This is a genomic window from Enterobacter sp. 01-M-02-SI-ECC (assembly GCF_047530595.1).
Taxonomy (GTDB): Bacteria; Pseudomonadota; Gammaproteobacteria; order Enterobacterales; family Enterobacteriaceae; genus Enterobacter; species Enterobacter cloacae_M.
The window spans coordinates 58,725-74,103 of the sequence record NZ_JBLKCZ010000005.1 but is presented as its reverse complement, the minus strand read 5'-3'; the positions used below and the strand labels follow the sequence as shown (position 1 = coordinate 74,103).

At 56.0% G+C, this 15,379-nt stretch carries 15 protein-coding genes and 1 other annotated feature; of the genes, 5 read left to right on the top strand and 10 right to left on the bottom strand.

What is annotated here, in order from left to right; genetic code table 11:
- Position 1 precedes the first annotated feature (1 nt).
- From thrA to yjjY, 4 genes are all read right to left on the bottom strand, one after another.
- Positions 2-2,464, bottom strand: coding sequence for a bifunctional aspartate kinase/homoserine dehydrogenase I (gene thrA / locus ACMWLG_RS09320; RefSeq protein ID WP_045355097.1), 2,463 nt, complete (start codon positions 2,462-2,464; stop codon positions 2-4).
- Positions 2,465-2,488: 24 nt separating this feature from the next.
- Positions 2,489-2,606: a sequence feature (Thr leader region), on the bottom strand.
- Positions 2,545-2,613: a thr operon leader peptide gene (thrL, locus tag ACMWLG_RS09315; RefSeq protein WP_015572623.1), complete on the bottom strand. Its 69-nt coding sequence runs from the start codon at positions 2,611-2,613 to the stop codon at positions 2,545-2,547. It overlaps the preceding feature by 62 nt.
- A 211-nt stretch (positions 2,614-2,824) precedes the next feature.
- Positions 2,825-3,511, bottom strand: coding sequence for a tRNA/rRNA methyltransferase (locus ACMWLG_RS09310; protein ID WP_045619430.1), 687 nt, complete (start codon positions 3,509-3,511; stop codon positions 2,825-2,827).
- A 399-nt stretch (positions 3,512-3,910) separates the two neighbouring features.
- On the bottom strand, positions 3,911-4,051 hold the full coding sequence (gene yjjY, locus ACMWLG_RS09305; protein WP_085928893.1) for a protein YjjY: 141 nt from the start codon (positions 4,049-4,051) through the stop codon (positions 3,911-3,913).
- Between the two features lie 95 nt (positions 4,052-4,146).
- Here yjjY and arcA point away from each other — a divergent pair, with 95 nt between their 5' ends.
- Entirely contained in the window at positions 4,147-4,863 is a 717-nt protein-coding gene (gene arcA / locus ACMWLG_RS09300) for a two-component system response regulator ArcA (protein ID WP_003856501.1), read from the top strand.
- 46 nt (positions 4,864-4,909) lie between these two features.
- Here arcA and creA read toward each other — a convergent pair whose 3' ends face one another.
- Positions 4,910-5,383 (bottom strand): protein CreA, encoded by a 474-nt coding sequence (creA, locus tag ACMWLG_RS09295; RefSeq protein WP_032660778.1) that lies wholly within the window; start codon positions 5,381-5,383, stop codon positions 4,910-4,912.
- Positions 5,384-5,594: 211 nt separating this feature from the next.
- Between creA and robA the strand changes: the two genes are divergently transcribed.
- Positions 5,595-6,464 carry an MDR efflux pump AcrAB transcriptional activator RobA gene (robA, locus tag ACMWLG_RS09290; protein ID WP_023310333.1) on the top strand — a complete coding sequence of 290 codons (870 nt, stop codon included), beginning with the start codon at positions 5,595-5,597 and terminating at the stop codon, positions 6,462-6,464.
- On the opposite strand, the gene gpmB is transcribed toward robA, so the two are convergent.
- A complete protein-coding gene (gpmB, locus tag ACMWLG_RS09285) occupies positions 6,461-7,108 on the bottom strand; it encodes a 2,3-diphosphoglycerate-dependent phosphoglycerate mutase GpmB (protein ID WP_023310332.1) in 648 nt (215 codons plus the stop codon). The genes robA and gpmB overlap by 4 nt on opposite strands.
- 50 nt (positions 7,109-7,158) lie before the next feature.
- Here gpmB and yjjX point away from each other — a divergent pair, with 50 nt between their 5' ends.
- The gene (gene yjjX, locus ACMWLG_RS09280) at positions 7,159-7,674 is read left to right on the top strand and encodes an inosine/xanthosine triphosphatase (protein ID WP_045400938.1); all 516 of its coding nucleotides are present in this window, start codon (positions 7,159-7,161) and stop codon (positions 7,672-7,674) included.
- Positions 7,675-7,701: 27 nt separating this feature from the next.
- On the opposite strand, the gene trpR is transcribed toward yjjX, so the two are convergent.
- Together trpR and sltY are read right to left on the bottom strand one after the other, a co-directional pair.
- A complete protein-coding gene (gene trpR / locus ACMWLG_RS09275) occupies positions 7,702-8,031 on the bottom strand; it encodes a trp operon repressor (protein ID WP_023310330.1) in 330 nt (109 codons plus the stop codon).
- Positions 8,032-8,086: 55 nt separating this feature from the next.
- Complete coding sequence (gene sltY, locus ACMWLG_RS09270; RefSeq protein WP_023310329.1) at positions 8,087-10,024, bottom strand: murein transglycosylase; 1,938 nt, start codon at positions 10,022-10,024, stop codon at positions 8,087-8,089.
- A gap of 227 nt (positions 10,025-10,251) precedes the next feature.
- Between sltY and ettA the strand changes: the two genes are divergently transcribed.
- On the top strand, positions 10,252-11,919 hold the full coding sequence (ettA, locus tag ACMWLG_RS09265; RefSeq protein WP_006810191.1) for an energy-dependent translational throttle protein EttA: 1,668 nt from the start codon (positions 10,252-10,254) through the stop codon (positions 11,917-11,919).
- A gap of 91 nt (positions 11,920-12,010) precedes the next feature.
- On the opposite strand, the gene ACMWLG_RS09260 is transcribed toward ettA, so the two are convergent.
- The gene (locus tag ACMWLG_RS09260) at positions 12,011-12,910 is read right to left on the bottom strand and encodes a LysR family transcriptional regulator (protein WP_045400935.1); all 900 of its coding nucleotides are present in this window, start codon (positions 12,908-12,910) and stop codon (positions 12,011-12,013) included.
- Between the two features lie 108 nt (positions 12,911-13,018).
- Here ACMWLG_RS09260 and ACMWLG_RS09255 point away from each other — a divergent pair, with 108 nt between their 5' ends.
- The gene (locus ACMWLG_RS09255; RefSeq protein WP_045400932.1) at positions 13,019-14,020 is read left to right on the top strand and encodes a zinc-binding alcohol dehydrogenase family protein; all 1,002 of its coding nucleotides are present in this window, start codon (positions 13,019-13,021) and stop codon (positions 14,018-14,020) included.
- A gap of 96 nt (positions 14,021-14,116) precedes the next feature.
- Here the strand turns inward: ACMWLG_RS09255 and nadR are convergent, their stop codons facing one another.
- Positions 14,117-15,349, bottom strand: coding sequence for a multifunctional transcriptional regulator/nicotinamide-nucleotide adenylyltransferase/ribosylnicotinamide kinase NadR (gene nadR, locus ACMWLG_RS09250; RefSeq protein WP_006810194.1), 1,233 nt, complete (start codon positions 15,347-15,349; stop codon positions 14,117-14,119).
- Positions 15,350-15,379: the final 30 nt, after the last annotated feature.

Genomic DNA, 15,379 nt, shown 5'->3' with positions numbered 1-15,379 from the left:
GTTAAACTCCTAACTTCCATGACAGGGTACGCAGCAGATCGGCAAACACACCCGCCGCCGTAACATCGTTCCCTGCGCCATAGCCGCGAAGCACCAGCGGCAGTGGCTGATAATAGTGGCTGTAAAACGCGAGGGCGTTTTCGCCGTTTTTGACTTTGTACAGCGGGTCGTTGCCATCCACTTCGGCAATCTTCACCCGGCACACGCCATCTTCTTCAATGTTGCCAACATAGCGCAATACCTTACCTTCATCACGGGCTTTCGCAACGCGAGCGGCAAAAGCGTCGTCAAGCTGCGGCAAATTTGCCATGAATGCAGCGACATCACCGCTGCTGTCAAATTCTGCTGGCAGCACGGGTTCAATCACGATATCGGAAAGCTCAAGCTCACGGCCCGTTTCACGGGCGAGGATCAGCAGCTTGCGCGCCACGTCCATACCGGAGAGATCGTCACGCGGATCCGGCTCGGTATAGCCCAGCTCGCGCGCGGCGCGGGTGGCTTCCGACAGGCTCATCCCCTCATCCAGCTTGCCGAAGATAAACGACAGCGAGCCGGAGAGAATGCCGGAGAAACGCTGCAGTTCGTCGCCGGCGTTCAGCAGGTTCTGCAGGTTCTCGATAACCGGCAGGCCCGCGCCCACGTTGGTGTCGTACAGGAACTTGCGGCGCGACTTGCTCGCCGCCAGACGCAGCTGGTGATAGTAATCCATCGACGAGGTGTTGGCCTTTTTGTTCGGCGTCACCACGTGGAACCCCTCGCGCAGGAAGTCGGCGTACTGATCGGCCACCGCCTGGTTCGAGGTACAGTCGACGATCACCGGGTTAAGCAGATGATACTCTTTCACCAGGCGGATCAGGCGCCCCAGGTTGAACGGCTCTTTCGCCTCGTTCATCTCGGCCTGCCAGTTTTCCAGGTTAAGGCCATGCACATTGGTCAGCAACGCTCTGGAGTTGGCAATCCCACAGACGCGCAGATCGATATGTTTCTTCTTCAGCCACTCCTGCTGACGCTTCACCTGCTCCAGCAGCGCGCCGCCCACCCCGCCGACGCCAATCAGGAACAGTTCGATAACCTGGTCGGTGTTGAACAGCATCTGGTGAACCACGCGTACGCCGGTGGTGGCGTCATCGTTGTCCACAACAACGGAAATTGAACGCTCTGACGAGCCCTGGGCAATCGCCACGATATTGATATTGGCGCGCGCCAGCGCGGCAAAGAACTTGGCGGAGATACCGCGCAGCGTGCGCATGCCGTCGCCGACCACGGAGATAATCGCCAGACGCTCCTGAATGGCGAGCGGCTCCAGCAGCTCTTCTTTCAGCTCCAGGTAGAACTCGTCCTCCAGCGCGCGGCGGGCGCGCAGGCAGTCGGCCTGCGGCACGCAGAAGCTGATGCTGTATTCGGAAGAAGACTGGGTAATCAGCACCACCGAGATACCGTTGCGGGACATAGCAGCAAAGACGCGCGCCGCCATGCCAACCATCCCCTTCATCCCCGGACCGGAGACGCTGAACATCGCCATGTTGTTGAGGTTGGAGATGCCTTTGACCGGCAAACCGTCTTCATCGGTACTCGCGCCAATCAGCGTACCCGGCGCCTGCGGATTACCGGTGTTTTTAATCAGGCAAGGGATCTGGAACTGGGCAATCGGGGAGATGGTACGCGGGTGAAGCACTTTGGCGCCGAAGTAGGAAAGCTCCATCGCTTCCTGGTACGACATCGACTTCAGCAGTCTGGCATCGGGTACCTGGCGTGGGTCGCAGGTATAAACGCCGTCGACGTCAGTCCAGATTTCACAACAGTCCGCACGTAAACAGGCGGCCAGCACGGCGGCGGAGTAGTCGGAGCCGTTACGGCCCAGCACCACCAGCTCGCCCTTCTCGTTACCGGCGGTGAAGCCTGCCATCAGGATCATGTGGTCAGACGGAATTTTGCTAGCGGCGATACGGCGGGTTGATTCGGCAATATCAACGGTGGATTCGAGGTAGTGGCCCACCGCCAGCAGTTTTTCAACCGGATCGATTACGGTCACGCTATGGCCGCGCGCTTCCAGCACGCCGGCCATGATGGCGATAGAAAGTTTTTCGCCCCGGCAGATCAGCGCCGCGTTGACGCTGTCCGGGCACTGGCCGAGAAGGCTGATGCCGTGCAGGACGTGTTTGATTTGCGCGAACTCCTGCTCAACGAAGGACTTCAGCTGAGCGTGCGGGAAGCCAGGCAGCGCCTCTGCCAGCCCTTGCAGTAAGTCAGCGAAGATACGCTCTGCGTCGCTGATGTTCGGGAGTGCATCCTGGCCACCGATGGTTTTTTCAATCATCGCCACCAGATGGTTCGTGATTTTTGCCGGGGCAGAGAGCACGGTAGCAACCTGCCCCTGCCTGGCGTTGCTTTCCAGGATATCGGCAACACGCAGAAAACGTTCTGCATTTGCCACTGATGTACCGCCGAACTTCAACACTCGCATGGTTCTACCTCGTTTCCTTTAGCCGAAAAAAAAGCCCGCACTGTTCAGGTGCGGGCTTTTTTTTGTTTTTCCTGTACGCGTCAGCCCGCATCGTTACCTGTGGTAATGATGATGGTTGTAGTAATGGTGGTGATGCTGATGCGTTTCATGGATGTTGTGTACTCTGTCATTATTATCTGTCTGTCCTGTATTCTTTTAGGGTTAAAGGATCGGGCACCTTAAGTCAACGAATTTTTAATTTGATCACAATTCGGGAGACTCTCACGTCCCGCTGTGTGCAGATTTATTTTCATCCGATTCGCCCAGATGCAACCCATCAGGACAGACTTATTCTCCATAGTAAAAACTTATGACAGGATTTTACTCCGCTAATTTTTTTTCAATATCGTGCAGCAAACGGTGCAGCATTGCGGTGTCCCGCTGCTCAAGACGGCCCAAACGCTGCTGCAGCCAGTCAGCCATTTTCTGATCGTCCGCTACCCCCAGCTGAGACAACAGTTGCTCAACGCGAGCGCGCAGCGCAGCCAGCTGATTTTCATTTGCCCCTTCTGCCTGAGGTTGAGGGATTTGTATTAGGGAGGCTAATTGATAGCAATAGACCATGACCGCCTGGCCTAAATTCAGGGAGGGATAATCGGCGACCATCGGCGCACCGGTAAGAACGTCCGCCAGCTCCAGCTCTTCGTTGGTTAATCCGGAATCTTCGCGACCAAACACCAGCGCGGCCTTCTCCAGCCACTGGCTTTTCTCGCTCAGCATCGGCACCAGCTCCGCTGGCGTGGCATAGTAATGGAACTTCGCACGGCTGCGCGCGGTGGTCGCAACGGTAAACGAAATGTCGTGCAGCGCATCAGCAAGCGTAGCGTAAGTGGTTATATTATCGAGGATATCGCCCGATCCGTGCGCTACCCAACGAGCCGCAGGCTCCAGGTGGGCAGTGCTGTCCACGATACGTAAATCTGTGAACCCCATGGTTTTCATGGCACGCGCGGCAGCGCCTATATTTTCGGCTCTGGCTGGGGCAACCAGTACAATCGACAGATGCATTTATGCTCTCTTTTTAATCAGTTAGCGGGTAAAAATGTGATGCACTTCAACATATTACGCAGCGCGAATTTACAAAATTGCAACACAAATCACCGAAATAGCGTTTCATAACAAATTAAAAACGCTAAACTATTCCTTGTCTGAACAATCAGTTAGAATGTTAACAGAACACTATTATCCCTATGTTTTATAATGATAATAGCAACATGAATACCCTATTCTGATTGGATTCGCTTCGTTTATAAATCAATGTCCGCAACTAGTTGGTTTATTGAAAAATTGTGACAAAGGCTAGCATTCCGCTACGATGATTTCATCAAACTGTTAACGTGCTACAATTGAACTTGATATATGTCAACGAAGCGTAGTTTTATTGGGTGTCTGGTGTCACTTAGCCTGTTATGTTGCTGTTAAAATGGTTAGGATGACAGCCGTTTTTGACACTGTCGGGTCCAAAGGGAAAGTACCCAAGACCAAGCTAATGATGTTGTTGACGTTGATGGAAAGTGCATCAAGAACGCAATTACGTACTTTAGTCACGTTAAGCCGATCATGTTAATTTGCGACATGCATCAGGCAGGTCAGGGACTTTTGTACTTCCTGTTTCGATTTAGTTGGCAATTTAGGTAGCAAACATGCAGACCCCGCACATTCTTATCGTTGAAGACGAGTTGGTAACACGCAACACGTTAAAGAGCATTTTCGAAGCAGAAGGCTACGATGTCTTTGAAGCGACCGATGGCGCAGAGATGCATCAGATCCTTTCTGAAAATGATATCAACCTGGTGATCATGGATATTAACCTGCCGGGCAAAAACGGTCTTCTTCTGGCGCGCGAACTGCGCGAGCAGGCGAACGTCGCGTTAATGTTCCTGACGGGCCGTGATAACGAAGTTGATAAAATTCTTGGCCTGGAAATCGGTGCGGATGACTACATCACCAAGCCGTTCAATCCTCGCGAGTTAACCATTCGTGCACGCAACCTGCTGTCCCGCACCATGAACCTGGGTACGGTCAGCGAAGAGCGTCGTAGCGTAGACAGCTACAAATTCAACGGCTGGGAACTTGATATCAATAGCCGTTCGCTGATTAGCCCGAACGGTGAGCAGTATAAACTGCCGCGCAGTGAATTCCGCGCGATGCTGCACTTCTGCGAAAACCCGGGCAAAATTCAGTCCCGTGCAGAGCTGCTGAAGAAAATGACCGGCCGTGAGCTGAAACCGCACGACCGTACCGTAGACGTGACCATTCGTCGTATTCGTAAGCATTTCGAATCTACGCCAGATACGCCGGAAATCATCGCCACGATCCACGGCGAAGGGTATCGTTTCTGCGGCGATCTGCAGGAGTAATCCCGCAGTTAACGCATTAAAAAACGGCGCCTTTGCGCCGTTTTTTTTATTCCCGCCACGGCATAATCGGCACCGCGCTGATTGCGTTTTTCGGCGAGCCTTCCACCACTTTGTCAGAGTAGGCAAGGTACGCCAGGGTGTTGCGTTTGGCATCATAGAAACGCACCACCTGCAGTTTTTTGAATACCAGCGAAGTCCGTTTCTGGAATACAACGTCGCCCTGCGCTTTGCCGTTTTTAATTTTATCGCTCAACTCAACCGGCCCCACCTGCTGACAAGAAATCGCCGCATCGGAAGTATCTTCCGCCAGTCCCAGCCCGCCTTTGATACCGCCCGTTTTCGCGCGGCTGACGTAGCATGTGACGTTTTTCACGTCCGGATCGTCAAACGCCTCCACCACGATTTTGTGGTCCGGGCCGAACATTTTGAACACGGTATCGACGGAGCCAATCTGTTCTGCCTGCGCCACGCGCCCGACCATCAGCATCAACGCGGTGAAGATCAAAGTCTTGTATTTCATATTGTTACCATTCTTTAAAATTACACTGAGCAATTATTCAACACTTTAGACAAAAATGTAGCAAGATCACAGGATTAGAATATATCTGCCTGTAACGTGCTCTAAAAAGCATGAATGCGCAAAAAAAACACTGAATGCTAAAACATCAAAAAATGCTATTATCCGCTAACCTGTTATCAGGCACCTGCTGTTTTAAGGATGAGGATAGTATATGGATCAGGCTGGAATTATTCGCGACCTGCTCACCTGGCTGGAAGGTCATCTCGACCAGCCTTTGTCACTGGATAATGTGGCGGCTAAAGCAGGCTATTCCAAGTGGCATCTGCAAAGGATGTTCAAGGATGTCACCGGTCATGCTATCGGGGCCTATATTCGCGCACGTCGTTTATCAAAATCTGCGGTGGCTTTGCGCCTGACCGCGCGGCCGATTCTGGATATTGCCCTGCAATATCGTTTCGATTCGCAGCAGACCTTCACCCGCGCCTTTAAAAAACAGTTTTCGTTGACGCCAGCGCTGTATCGTCGCTCGCCTGACTGGAGCTCGTTTGGCATGCGTCCGCCGCTGCGTCTGGGCGAGTTCGCGATGCCGAAATATGAAATTGTCGCGCTGCCGGAAACCCATCTGATCGGCACGACGCAGAGCTACTCCTGTTCACTGGAGCAGATTTCTGAGTTCCGTCATCAGATGCGCGTCCAGTTCTGGCGCGACTTCCTGAGCCACGCACCGACGATCCCGCCAATCCTTTATGGCCTCAACGAAACGCACCCAAGCCAGGAAAAAGACGACGAGCAGGAGGTGTTCTACACCACCGCGCTGACGCCAGAGATGGCGAATGGGTATATTCAGGGTTCGAAGCCTGTCGTGCTGGAAGGCGGCGAATACGTGATGTTCGCCTATGAAGGGCTGGGAACGGGGGTTCAGGAGTTTATCCTGACCGTTTACGGAACCTGCATGCCGATGCTGAATCTGAATCGCCGTAAAGGTCAGGACATTGAGCGCTACTACCCGGCGCAGGATGCCAAACCGGAAGAAGGCCCAATCAATCTGCGTATGGAATTCTTGATTCCGATACGTCGTTAACGCTGCAGTTCGTCAAGCGCAGGGGCATCAAGATGCGAAATGTCCCCTGCCATCTCCACTACCCAGCCCGACGCCAGCCACGCGCTTTCCTGATAATCAATCCGGGAAATGGAGCAGTTGCGCAGACGCAAACGGCGCTCAGCGTAAGCCGGTAACCCCAGAATCGTGCTCACCAGGCAACCCAACGCAATCCCGTGACTCACCAGCAGCGGACGGCTTCCCGCCGGCAACTTCAGGCATTCCGCCAGGGCGGCATGCATGCGTACGCTAAGCTCCTGCATGGATTCGCCTTCAGGAATTCGACCATCTTCGGTACCGTTCACCAGCGTGCGGCGCCAGCCCTCCTCCGCTTCCGTCAGCGTATCGATATGGCGTTTCTCCAGCACGCCCATATCCAGCTCGCGCAGGCGCGGCTCCAGCATGACGTCGCAGCCGCAGGCATCTGCGATGATGCGCGCCGTCTGCTGTGTGCGACCTAAATCGCTGGTAATCACGTGGGTAATGCCCAGCGTTCTGGCGCGTTCCGCCACCTGCCACGCTTGCTGCACCCCCTTCTCGGTGAGAGGACTGTCTGACTGGCCTTGAATACGTCGCTCGGCGTTCCACTGCGTTTCACCGTGGCGAACAAGGTATACCTGTAACATGCTTTTTTTCCGTTATACTGCGATGAGTTTTTTTTGAATCGAGCTTAATTATGCACCATGTTGTCTCTGCTACCACTAATCCTGCCAAAATTCAGGCAATTCTAAGGGCATTTGACGAGATCTTCGGCGCAGGATCCTGCCATATTGAGGCCATCGGCGTCGAGAGTGGCGTTCCTGAACAGCCGTTTGGCAGCGAGGAAACGCGCGCTGGCGCACGAAATCGCGTGGCAAACGCTAAGGCTGCCGCACCAGATGCTGACTTTTGGGTAGCGATTGAAGCAGGTATCGACGAAGGCGCAACCTTTAGCTGGGTTGTCATCGAAAGCCGCGAGCAGCGCGGTGAAGCGCGTTCGGCCACCCTGCCGCTGCCGGAAATCATTCTGGAAAAAGTCCGTGCGGGTGAAGCGCTCGGGCCAGTGATGTCGCAGTACACCGGCATCGATGAGATTGGCCGTAAAGAAGGGGCTATTGGCGTCTTTACCGCTGGCAAGCTGACGCGTTCAGGCGTTTACAACCAGGCCGTGATTCTGGCGTTAAGCCCGTTCCATAACGCGATTTATCGGTAAGTTTGTTGGCCGGATAAAGAAAAGCCGTCATCCGGCATTTTTCAGCAATACCGCTTCCAGCCACTGGCGCAGCTCAACCGGCGCCGACTTCAGGCTGTTCGAGCCGCGGGTGATCGTTGCAATGCCCGCGCCGAGCTCATTTTTCAGCTCGCGCTGGCTCATCTCGCCGCGCAGCAGCTCTTCAATGATCCGCACGCGCGTGCCCAGCGCCTCACGCTCGTCTGGCGTGAGCATCAGCTGCATCAGGGGTAAATGCAGATCCTGTTCGTAAGACTGACGCAGCAGCTCCACAAAACGAAGCCACTCCAGATGACGTTGTTCGGCCATTGCCGAGGAATACGGGGAATGCTGGGTCATGTTATGCTGCCTCTTGTACTCTTTAGCGAGTACAGCATAACACAACCCACGCCGATCAGTAACGCCTCTGCCACTCGGCATCGCTCATCAGGGTATCTTTCTGCCCCATGAAGTAGCGATAGTAAGCGTCATAGGCCAGCACGTTCTTCACGTAGCCGCGCGTTTCCGAGAACGGGATGCTCTCCACAAACGCTACCGCGTCGATGCGTCCGGCGCTGTTGCCGAGCCAGGTGCGCACGCGTCCTGGCCCCGCGTTATACGCCGCCGAAGAGAAGATGCGGTTATTGCCGAACTGCTGATACACGTACTGGAGATAGCTGGTACCGATATTGATGTTGGTATCCGGATCCAGAAGCTGCGACGGACTGCTGTACCCCGGAATATTAAACATCTTCACCGTGTGCGTCGCCGTGCCTGGCATAATCTGCATCAGGCCGCTGGCGCCCACCGGGGAACGGACTTTCGGGTTCCAGGCGCTCTCCTGACGGGCAATCGCCATCGCGTAGCTTTGCGGGATATCTTTGCCGCTGGTGTAGCGATCGAAAAGATCTTTGTACGCCAGCGGGAAACGCTCTTCCAGATGATCCCAAAGCTTGCCGGCGATCGTCGCCTGCACGCTGAGATCCCACCAGTGATTATCAAACGCATAGCGGGCAAGCTGGGCTTTCTCATCGGTGGTGCGGCTGGTCACCAGATTCGCCCACTCGCTGCGCGCGGTGTTATCCATATTCCAGTACATCAGCTCGCGAACGCGCGCCATTTCTGGCCCCTGCGTCAGCGCCGGGTTCGCGTTGGCAGGCGCTTTATCAATGCGGAAGGTGTACTCCTCGCCCAGACGCTGCGCGGCTGCCATCGGGTAAAACCCGCGCTGCTGCATCAGCGTATGGAGGATCTCTTTGGCTTCATCATCACGGCCGCGCTCCATCAGCAGATCGGCCTGCCAGTAGCGCCATTCGTCTTTCTCTTTGGCCTCCATTGGCAAACGCGCGAGCCAGGTATTGAGCCCACGACGATCGCCCGTGCCCAGCGCCATGCGCACGCGGCGTTCCACCAGAGACGTAGAATTCGAACGCATAATCGCATCGTCACGCCAGCGCGCCTGTTCATCGGTCACATCGGTGCCCATCAGTCGCCACGCCACAATGTCGCGCAGCTCCTGGGTTTGCTCCTCATTGAGCTGCTGCGCCTGCACCAGCTGCGGGATCATCAGCCGCGCGTTTTCCACATCGTCACGCGCCACGCTGGCAAAGGCCACCGCCGCCATCTGGCGGGTGAAATCGGTCGCGCCCGTACTGCGGGCAAAGGTCAGCACGCTGTTGGGATCGTTTGCAAGCCCGATAACCGCCGTGGAGATCGTCTGGTAATCGGACGGCATCTGCCCCGCCAGCGTGGTCACCAGACGCGTGTTACCGGCTTTCATCGCCAGACGGATGCGCTCAAGGTAGGAGAGCGGGTCCTGCTTGCCGGAAGCACGCCACGCGCTAAACAGGGAATCACAGGCGTTCGGCTGGTTTTTTCCGGTCAGCCAGAGCTCTTTCGCCCCGGCCCAGGCCTCTTCCTGCTGGCCGGTCGCCCATTTTGCGTAGTAATAGTTACACTGGGCTTCGGTGGCATTCGGCTTCTCAGGGCTAAACGCCAGCAGGCCGCGCCAGTCTTCGCGACGCGCCAGCTCATTCACAAAGCGAGACTGGAGATTTCGGGCAGGCGGCAGGGTCGGGTTCGCCTGAATGAAGTTATTCACGGTGACGGTAGGTTGGTTCATCAGGTCGTCCGTGATCTGGCGATACTCCAGATACGGATACAGCGGATAATCCTTTAGCGTCGGCATCAGCGCCTGCACGGTATCCATCTGCTTGTTGTCCCACGCCTGTTTAATCTGGGCGTAGCGGTTACGTTGTTCATCCAGTGAATCGGCATGCACCGCCTGGCTTACCGCCATTACGCATACGCTGGCAGCCAGCAGACGCCAGACCACCCGTTTGGCTTTTTCCACAAGCTCTTCCTCATTGTTTTTTCGTCAATTGCAGCGTCTTGCTACGTCAAAGTCTAATTAACTTATGCTAACCAGGCATCCTTCAACGCGCCACGTCATGGACACTTTTTTACCTTTCTTGCGCGTTTTAACACTCCCGACGTTCCTGGCTGGGATTAGGACGTGAAAAAGGCTACACTTCGAGGCTGAAATTCCTTCTCATTACGATAAAAGAGGCGAAGTCCAACGTGGCTCAATTCGTTTATACCATGCATCGTGTCGGCAAAGTTGTCCCGCCGAAACGTCATATTCTTAAAAATATCTCGCTGAGCTTCTTCCCGGGCGCAAAAATCGGTGTTCTGGGTCTCAACGGTGCCGGTAAGTCCACCCTGCTGCGCATCATGGCCGGCATTGATACAGACATCGAAGGTGAAGCCCGTCCGCAGCCTGGCATCAAGATTGGTTACCTGCCGCAGGAACCTCAGCTGAACCCGGAACACACCGTTCGCGAATCCGTTGAAGAAGCGGTATCCGAAGTGGTTAACGCGCTGAAAGGTCTGGACGAAGTGTATGCCAAATACGCCGAGCCGGATGCGGACTTCGACAAGCTGGCCGCACAGCAGGGCAAGTATGAAGAGATCATCCAGGCGCACGACGGCCACAATCTGAACGTGCAGCTGGAGCGCGCGGCTGATGCCCTGCGTCTGCCGGACTGGGATGCGAAAATCGCTAACCTCTCCGGTGGTGAACGCCGCCGCGTGGCGCTGTGCCGCCTGCTGCTGGAAAAACCAGACATGCTGCTGCTCGACGAACCGACTAACCACCTGGATGCAGAATCCGTGGCGTGGCTGGAGCGCTTCCTGCACGACTTCGAAGGCACCGTTGTGGCGATTACCCACGACCGTTACTTCCTCGACAACGTCGCTGGCTGGATCCTGGAGCTGGACCGCGGCGAAGGTATTCCGTGGGAAGGCAACTACTCTTCCTGGCTGGAGCAGAAAGATCAGCGTCTGGCGCAGGAAGCTTCACAGGAAGCGGCGCGTCGTAAGTCTATCGAGAAAGAGCTGGAGTGGGTTCGTCAGGGCGCGAAAGGCCGCCAGTCTAAGGGCAAAGCCCGTCTGGCACGCTTCGAAGAGCTGAACAACACCGAATACCAGAAGCGTAACGAAACCAACGAACTGTTTATTCCACCTGGAGCACGTCTGGGGGATAAAGTGGTTGAAGTGACCAACCTGCGTAAGTCCTACGGCGACCGTCTGCTGATCGACGATCTGACCTTCTCCGTACCGAAAGGCGCTATCGTTGGCATCATCGGTCCGAACGGCGCGGGTAAATCGACCCTGTTCCGCATGATGTCCGGCCAGGAACAGCCTGACAGCGGCTCTATCACCCTGGGTGAAACCGTGAAGCTGGCCTCCGTTGACCAGTTCCGTGACGCGATGGATAACAGCAAAACCGTGTGGGAAGAAGTCTCCGGCGGTCTGGATATCATGCGTATCGGCAACACCGAGATGCCAAGCCGCGCCTATGTTGGCCGCTTTAACTTTAAAGGCACCGACCAGGGTAAACGCGTGGGCGAACTGTCCGGCGGTGAGCGCGGTCGTCTGCACCTGGCGAAGCTGCTGCAGGTGGGCGGTAACGTTCTGCTGCTCGATGAACCAACCAACGACCTGGATATCGAAACCCTGCGCGCGCTGGAAAACGCCCTGCTGGAGTTCCCGGGCTGCGCGATGGTTATCTCGCACGACCGCTGGTTCCTGGACCGTATCGCGACCCACATCCTGGACTACCAGGACGAAGGTAAAGTGGAGTTCTTCGAAGGTAACTTCACCGAATACGAAGAGTACAAGAAACGCACGCTGGGCGCCGACGCGCTGGAGCCGAAGCGTATTAAGTACAAGCGTATCGCGAAATAAAAGCAAAACGGCAACCTCGGTTGCCGTTTTTTATGTTTGTACCCTCTCCCCGTGGGAGAGGGTCAGGGTGAGGGCATCAGGCCGCACAAATTCAGCCACCCACGTAATACCGCTTCACCTCGTCAAACTGCATCGCAAAGTCGATATAGCTCATCAGCGCGGGCGAGTTCAGCTTGCGGCTTGGATACGCCAGCCACAGATCGTTACCTTCAACATTCCACTCCGGCAGCACCTGAACCAGCGCACCTTTTTCAATTTTATCTTCCAGCAGAAATGCGGGTAAGAGCGTGATCCCCGCACCGGCAATCGCACACTCGCGGGCGTATACCAGATTATCGGTCATGTGCGCGTTATCCGGCAGGTAGCGGTAATCCTCGCTCTCGCTTCGCAGAAGCCACTCCGACCACGCCCTGTGCGTAATGCAGCGGTGCTCCACCAGCTGGCGGGGATGCGTCAGCGACTCCCGACGCGCCAGATAGTCCGGCGAAGCCAGCATATAACGCGGGCAGTGCCCGATCATCCGGCCAATCAGGGAGGAGTCCTGCGGCTTACCGGTGCGCAGCGCTACGTCAAAACCGGCCTCGACCAGATCCACCACGTCATCAGAAATTGACACATCCAGCGAAACGTCAGGATAGCGAAGCTGGAACTCGGCGTTCATGTGCGCCAGCAGCGTCGCCCCTATCCCCGCCGGACAGGTGATCCGCAGCCGCCCGCTGGGGTTTTCGCGCAGGCGCTGAATGGCGTACTCTGCCCGCTCGCTGGCCGCCAGCATCTCACGACAGTGCACCAGATAGTGCTCGCCCGCAAACGTGAGGCTAATCCTGCGCGTGGTGCGGTTCAGCAGGCGGATACCCACCTGCTGCTCCAGCTGGCTAATTCGCTGACTAACGCTGGATTTCGGCAGTTCGGCTTTCTGCGCGGCAGCGGTAAAGCTGCCCATCTCCGCCACCAGCGCGAACAGCGCCATATCCTGCAGCTGTTTAAACATGATTGTTCACCCTGTACGAACGCTGAGTTCTTGATTGTCCATCTTATCACGCAGCTGGCCACTTTATAGACTAGCCTCAACAAAACGCATTCCATTGAGGAGCACACCATGTCTGTTAAAGCCATTGCCGTTAACCCAGAAAATCCGTCCACCTTCATTGAAATCACCCCGCCGATGCCGCAGCCCGGCGATCACGATCTGCTGGTGGAGGTGAAGGCCGTCTCCGTTAACCCGGTCGATACCAAAGTCCATGCGGGTATTGCCAAAAACGGGCTGAATGAGCCGCGCATCCTCGGGTGGGATGCCAGCGGGCTCGTCAAAGCCGTTGGGGGTGGCGTCACCGGATTCAAACCGGGGGATGAAGTGTGGTACGCGGGCGACATCACCCGCCCGGGCAGCAACACCACGCACCAGCTGATCGACGCGCGCATTGTCGGGCACAAGCCTGCCAGCCTCGGCTGGGCCGCGGCTGCCGCGTTGCCACTGACCGCCCTTACAGCCTGGGAAGGATTATTCGAGCGGCTGAACATTCAGGATGCCGGGGCGGATAAAACGCTGCTGATCATTGGCGGCGCGGGCGGAGTGGGATCGCTGGCGATCCCCTTTGCGAAGCACAACAGCAAGGTGAAGATCGTCGCAACCGCTTCACGAGAAGATTCCGCCCGGTGGTGTCGCGATCGCGGGGCTGATATTGTCGTCAACTACCGCGACCTGAAAGGCGAGCTGGCGAAACACGGGCTCACCTTCGTGGATTACATTTTCATCCTCAACGACACCGACGGGCACTGGGATGCGGTCTGCGACCTGATTGCGCCGCAGGGGCATATCTGTTCCATCGTTGAGAATGAACGTCCGCTGAACCAGGACAAGCTGAAGTCCAAATCCGCCGCCCTGCACTGGGAATTTATGTACACCCGCAGCATGTATCAGACCGCGGATATGGCGCGTCAGGGTGAGATCCTCAATGAGGTGGCAAAGCTGGTGGATAACGGCGTGGTGGAAAGTTCGCTCAGCAAAACGCTGCACGGGCTGAGCGTGGAAAGCATTACCGAGGCGCACCGTAAAGTGCTGGAGGGGCATATGCGCGGAAAAGTGGTGGTTGAGTTCTGAGTGGCTTGATGCCCTCACCCCGACCCTCTCCCACAGGGAGAAGGAGGTTAACGTCCCCTCTCCCTGTGGGAGAGGGTTAGGGTGAGGGGTAAGTTTTTACCCCTGCTCCCCCATCATCTCCTTCACCAGCTCGACGCAGCGCAGAAAACGGGAGTCATAGTCCGACTCTTCCACATGGACAAACTCAACGTTGTTTTCGTTGAGCATCTCAACCAGCATGGACTGGAATTCCCGCCTGTCCACGGAGCTGCCGAGGCTGCGCATGCCGTCGGCCACCCACGGGGTGTTGTTCTCCAGCAGGATCACCAGGTCAAAGCGGTATTCGTCAATCAGCGCCTGCACGAACGGGTGCTCGCGCCCTTCGTATTTTTTACAGAACGCCTGCGTGGTGACAAAATCGGTATCGATAAACGCCACTTTGTTGGCGTATTTGACCGCAAAATCAATGTACTGGGCATGACCGAGCGCGATTTTGTCGTAGTCGGAATACTGCAGCGCCATCTCGTCGCCGCCAAGGTGCGAGAAGACGTAATCGCGGCCGTACTCCCACGCGCTGGTGGTGTTGAAGATGTTCGCCAGCTTGTTGACCAGCGTTGATTTCCCGCTCGACTCGCCGCCCAGGATCGCGACGGTACGCACGAAGAACGGCTTCACCTCGGTCGGGATGTAATCCCAGTAGCGGAACGGGTTCTCGCGGATCTGCGCCCCGCTGATGTTCATAAAGGTACGTTTCGGGTCGATAAGCACCGTCTCGATACCCAGATGCTCGCGGAACTGCGGCGCGTCGGACTCTTCAGAGGTGTAGATCCAGTTAGGCGCAATGCCCTTCTCTTCCATAAACGCTTTGATGCCGTTGCTCCACACGTCCCAGCCGTGCGGATACGGCTCCATGCCCTCTTCGTTAAAGGCATGAATACGAATATTTTTCTGATACTTAAAGGTCTGGAGCAGCCAGCGCAGGCGGTCCGGCACGGTCGGCTGCTGCGACATGGCGCTGTCTTCAAACAGCTGACGGTCACGGGTTTCGTCGTATCCCATGATGATATGCAGCTCGTCAACCTGGCTACAGGCGCGCTGGATCAGATAGATATGTCCGGTATGCAGGGGGTAAAACTTGCCGAACACCACGCCGATGTTCTTTTGCATACGCGGGAATTCCAGCCCCAGAAAGCGGTGCAGCGCTTCCAGCTTCTGCGCGCTGGGGCTTTTGATTTTGGCGTTCAGCAGCTGGCTCAGGTAGCCTTTGGTCATGCCGCTGGCATCCGCCACCTGCTGCAGCGTGCAGCCCTTCTGGCGGATTGCGGTCTTGATGTAGTCAAATGATGACATAAATTACGGTGCCTCCTGCAAAATCAAATT

Coding starts and splice junctions, on each gene's coding strand:
- thrA (WP_045355097.1), bottom strand. CDS start 2,464: ATGCGAGTGTTGAAGTTCGGCGGTACATCAGTGGCAAATGCAGAACGT.
- ACMWLG_RS09310 (WP_045619430.1), bottom strand. CDS start 3,511: ATGCATCTGTCGATTGTACTGGTTGCCCCAGCCAGAGCCGAAAATATA.
- arcA (WP_003856501.1), top strand. CDS start 4,147: ATGCAGACCCCGCACATTCTTATCGTTGAAGACGAGTTGGTAACACGC.
- creA (WP_032660778.1), bottom strand. CDS start 5,383: ATGAAATACAAGACTTTGATCTTCACCGCGTTGATGCTGATGGTCGGG.
- robA (WP_023310333.1), top strand. CDS start 5,595: ATGGATCAGGCTGGAATTATTCGCGACCTGCTCACCTGGCTGGAAGGT.
- gpmB (WP_023310332.1), bottom strand. CDS start 7,108: ATGTTACAGGTATACCTTGTTCGCCACGGTGAAACGCAGTGGAACGCC.
- yjjX (WP_045400938.1), top strand. CDS start 7,159: ATGCACCATGTTGTCTCTGCTACCACTAATCCTGCCAAAATTCAGGCA.
- trpR (WP_023310330.1), bottom strand. CDS start 8,031: ATGACCCAGCATTCCCCGTATTCCTCGGCAATGGCCGAACAACGTCAT.
- ACMWLG_RS09260 (WP_045400935.1), bottom strand. CDS start 12,910: ATGTTTAAACAGCTGCAGGATATGGCGCTGTTCGCGCTGGTGGCGGAG.
- ACMWLG_RS09255 (WP_045400932.1), top strand. CDS start 13,019: ATGTCTGTTAAAGCCATTGCCGTTAACCCAGAAAATCCGTCCACCTTC.
- nadR (WP_006810194.1), bottom strand. CDS start 15,349: ATGTCATCATTTGACTACATCAAGACCGCAATCCGCCAGAAGGGCTGC.